Here is a 3,789-nt window from a genome sequence, read left to right as displayed (position 1 = left end):
TCGAGGACCAGTTCGCGTTCTTGTCGTCGATCGAGCGTATGACACGGCACGACGTGGTGGAGCGTGCGGAGGAGCTGCAGCCACCGATGGTGGGCCCCGAGGTATGGCTGCACCGATCTCCGCTGGCCGAGGAACCTCCTCCTCCGGAGGTCATCAAGGCGGAGCTGAGCGGGATGCTTGCGATCTGGCGCGCCGGGGAGGTGGTCAGGATCATGTGGTCTGGCCGCTCGAACTCCGACAGGTGCCACCGTAGCCGCTGGGCGCTTCGGACGAGCCGCCCGCGGCGTGGTCTGACGATCACCAGGCCTTCGCGTTCGAGGCCTTGCATGGCGGCACGCGCGGTCTGCCTGCTGACCCCGTAGGCGCGTGCTCGGCCACCGTCGGCAAGAAGGCTGAGCGTGAGGAGTTCGCGGCGCTGGCCCGTGACCTGATCGCCCGCGGCCGGGCCGCCGGGGTGATCCTCGTGCTGGCCACCCAGCGGCCATCCCACCAGATCATCGACCCGTCCATGCGCGACCTGTTCTCCTACCGGCTGGCGTTCCGCTGCACCACCGACTCCTCCTCCGACGTGATCCTCGGCCAGGGCTGGGCCGCCCAGGCCTACAGCGCCGCCGACATCGACCCCCTCGCCCGCGGCACCGCCTGGCTGCTCGCCGAAACCGGCGTCCCCCGCCGGATCCGCACCGCGTTCCTCACCGACTCCGACATCCACCACCTGGCCGCCTACGCGGCCCAGCTCCGCAGGAAGGACACCCCCCATGCCCGCTAGCCAGCCATCTCGCCAGCCCGGGAACACTGTCAAGCCGCGCTTGACAGCAAACCGGCGACGGCCGTACGTCGAGAACGACGAGTACGCCGCCTTCGTCCGCCGCGTCCTGCGCGCCTACGCCCGCCGCATCGCCACCGGCGACATCGACGCCCTGCACGAACTCAACGCCCTCTTCGAAGACGTCGAGAACGCGCTCGGCCGGTCCGTGACCGGGCTGCGGCTGCACGGCTACTCCTGGGCCGACATCAGCACCCGGCTCGGCGTCACCCGCCAGGCCGCACACCAGCGCTGGGCAGACACCCGGCCATGACACCACGCGGCGCGGCCGCGCCCATCGCCCCCGAACCACCCGGCTCGGGGCCGGTGGCAACAGCCGACGACGCCATCAGCTTCCCGGCCTGGGAACGAGAGCTCACCAGCACCGGCACTTGCTCGCACCCGATCCGGGTACACGGCCGCATCGACGCCATCGACCTGGCCACGGGAGAGACCGCCCCGGTCTTCAAGACCTGGACCGAAATCACCATCCCCCAGACCGGCGATACCGTGCGGATCGGTGAGCCGGTCCACGTCCCGTGCGGCAACCGCCGCGAAACTGCCTGCCCGTCCTGCTCGCAGGTTTACAAGCGCGACGCCCGCCAGCTCGTCCGTGCGGGCCTGACCGGCGGCAAGGGCGTCCCCGAATCAGTGGCGACACATCCGTGCGTGTTCGCCACCCTGACCGCCCCCTCGTTCGGCCCGGTCCACTCCCGGCGCGTGCGCGGCAAGACCGTGCTGCCCTGCCGTCCCCGCCGCGACGGCAAGGACCGCCGCTGCCCGCACGGCCGTGACATCTCCTGCCCGACGAGGCACGTCGAGGCTGACCCGCGGCTCGGCAGGCCGCTGTGCTGCGACTGCTACGACTACCAGGCCGCGGTGCTGTTCAACCGGCATGCCGGGGACCTATGGCGCCGGTTCACCACCTACCTGCCCCGGCACCTGGCCCGGTTGGCCGGGATCACCGGCAAGCAGCTGCGCGCCGAACTGCGCATCCGCTTCGTCAAGGTCGCCGAATACCAGGCACGCGGCGTCGTCCACTACCACGCCGTCATCCGCCTCGACGCCAACGCCAAGACCGGCTATTACCCGCCCCCTGCCCGCTACTCTGCCGCGCTCCTGGCTGACGCCATCGCCCTGGCCGCCAAGGCTGTCCGCCTCGACGCCCCTACCGGGCGCGGTCCGCGTATCCGGCTCGGCTTCGGCCGCCAGGTCGACGCCCGCCCCATCTGGCGCGACCCGGTTGCGGCTTCGGGTCAGCCGCTCGATGCCGGCGCGGTCGCCAACTACATCGCCAAGTACGCCACCAAAAGCACCAGCGTGCCCGGCCTGCCCGCTGCCCGCATCCGCCATCCCGGCGACATCGCCGCGCTGCGCTGCCCGGCCCACCACAAGCGCATGGTCACCAGCGCCTGGGACCTCGGTGCGCGCGATGCCACCGCAGACCCCCGGCTGCGCCTGTGGTCGCACATGCTCGGCTACGGCGGCCACTTCCTCACCAAATCCCGCCGCTACTCCGTCACCTTCGGCCAGCTCCGCCGCGCGCGCGCCGAACACCGCCGCCTCGAGCGCTACCCCGACGGCGAACGCGACCCCTGGGGCCGCCCCCTCGACGAGCGCGTCGTCCTGGTCCTCGCGCACTGGACCTATGCCGGAACCGGCTACAGGCCCCGGACGCCCGCCGCAGAACTCGCGCTCGTCTCAGCTGACATGGCACGCGGCGACTAACCAGACCGGCGGTTCATCGTCAATCCGAACTTGACACCTAGACCAGGCCCAGAAGGGAGGCGGAATGCCCGCCACTCACAGCGATGACGAGTCGCTGCTAACGGTTCAGGAGGTGGCCGACTGGCTGCGGACTGAACCCCGCCACGTCTACCGGCTGGCCAGCTCGGGCGCTCTGCTGCGGGTCTACGTCGGCCGGTACGTCCGCATCCCGGTCGCGTCGGTCCGGGCCTACATCAAGGCCAACACCGTCGAGCCTGTCAGTCCGTCGCTTCGTGGTGCTCGTCGGCCTGGTGCTCGTCCTCGTCGGCATCTGCGGAGGGCGGGCTGATGCCCAACAGCAAGGGGCGGCGCCGCCGGTTCGGCACGATCCGCAAGCTTCCCTCTGGCCGCTTCCAGGCGCGCTATCCAGGGCCTGATGGCGTGGTCCGCCCTGCCGATGACACGTTCGTCACCAAGACTGAGGCCGAGGATTGGCTCACGCTCAAGGAAGCCGAAATTCTCGAAGATGACTGGATCGACCCGGACGCGGGCGAAACCCTCATCCCCGACTACGCCGCGACTTGGATTGAGGAACGTCCGGGCCTGCGTCGTAAGACGGTCGTCAACTACCGCTCCTTGCTCCACTGCCATATCGCGCCGCACCTGACGACTGTGACCGTTGGTGAATTGACCCTGGCGGGGGTCCGTCGCTGGCGTAAGAAGCTCCTCGACTCAGGCACGGGTCCGGTCGCCACTGCTAAGGCGTACCGGTTCCTGCGTGCCGTCATGAACACTGCCGTTGACGACGGGCTGATCAAGCGCAACCCGTGCCGGATCAAAGGCGCTGGTTCTGAGCACTCGCCAGAGCGCCCGGTTCTGTCGGTCGCACAGGTCTACGCTCTGGCCGATGCGGTCGGGCTGCGCTATCGGGCGCTCATCCTGCTGGCCGCGTTCTCTAGCCTCCGCTGGGGCGAGCTGGCCGCGCTGCGCCCGGAAGACATCGACCCCGACGGCTGTACCGTGCGGGTAACCCGCCAGCTCAACAAGCCTGGCGCTGCGCCCGTATTCGGGCCACCGAAGTCACGCGCTGGTCGTCGGGTGGTTGACTTCGCGGACTTGATCGTGCCCGATCTGCGCCAGCATCTGCGCGCGGTTCCTGCCGGTGCTCTCGCGTTCACCAGTCCCGAGGGCGCAGCGTTGTCTAATACCAACTTCCGACGGCGGGTCTGGGTTCCAGCGCTCGCCGCGGTCGGCCTGGAAGGCGTCCACATTCACGA

At 69.8% G+C, this 3,789-nt stretch carries 6 protein-coding genes; 5 read left to right on the top strand and 1 reads right to left on the bottom strand.

Annotated elements, in window-relative coordinates; translation table 11 throughout:
* The coding region (locus tag Q1N79_RS30630) for a hypothetical protein (protein ID WP_367185050.1) at positions 1-328 on the bottom strand (328 nt) is incomplete at its 3' end.
* On the opposite strand from Q1N79_RS30630, the gene Q1N79_RS09605 reads away from it, so the two are divergent.
* The 5 genes from Q1N79_RS09605 to xerC all read left to right on the top strand — a co-directional run.
* The gene (locus tag Q1N79_RS09605) at positions 323-769 is read left to right on the top strand and encodes a hypothetical protein (RefSeq protein WP_300607040.1); all 447 of its coding nucleotides are present in this window, start codon (positions 323-325) and stop codon (positions 767-769) included. The two genes, Q1N79_RS30630 and Q1N79_RS09605, sit on opposite strands and share 6 nt — an antisense overlap.
* Before the next feature lie 40 nt (positions 770-809).
* On the top strand, positions 810-1,079 hold the full coding sequence (locus tag Q1N79_RS09600) for a hypothetical protein (RefSeq protein ID WP_300607036.1): 270 nt from the start codon (positions 810-812) through the stop codon (positions 1,077-1,079).
* Positions 1,076-2,533 carry a replication initiator gene (locus Q1N79_RS09595; RefSeq protein WP_300607033.1) on the top strand — a complete coding sequence of 486 codons (1,458 nt, stop codon included), beginning with the start codon at positions 1,076-1,078 and terminating at the stop codon, positions 2,531-2,533. Before Q1N79_RS09600 ends, Q1N79_RS09595 begins: the two co-directional genes overlap by 4 nt.
* Positions 2,534-2,597: 64 nt before the next feature.
* On the top strand, positions 2,598-2,861 hold the full coding sequence (locus Q1N79_RS09590) for a helix-turn-helix domain-containing protein (RefSeq protein WP_300607030.1): 264 nt from the start codon (positions 2,598-2,600) through the stop codon (positions 2,859-2,861).
* Positions 2,861-3,789, top strand: a 929-nt coding sequence (xerC, locus tag Q1N79_RS09585; protein ID WP_300607027.1) for a site-specific integrase, incomplete at its 3' end; no start/stop codon positions are given. The genes Q1N79_RS09590 and xerC, both read left to right, overlap by 1 nt.

It is taken from the genome of Trebonia sp., from assembly GCF_030042015.1.
Lineage (GTDB): Bacteria > Actinomycetota > Actinomycetes > Streptosporangiales > Streptosporangiaceae > Trebonia.
Note: the sequence above shows the minus strand (reverse complement) of the source record. Positions and strands in the feature narration are given on the sequence as shown.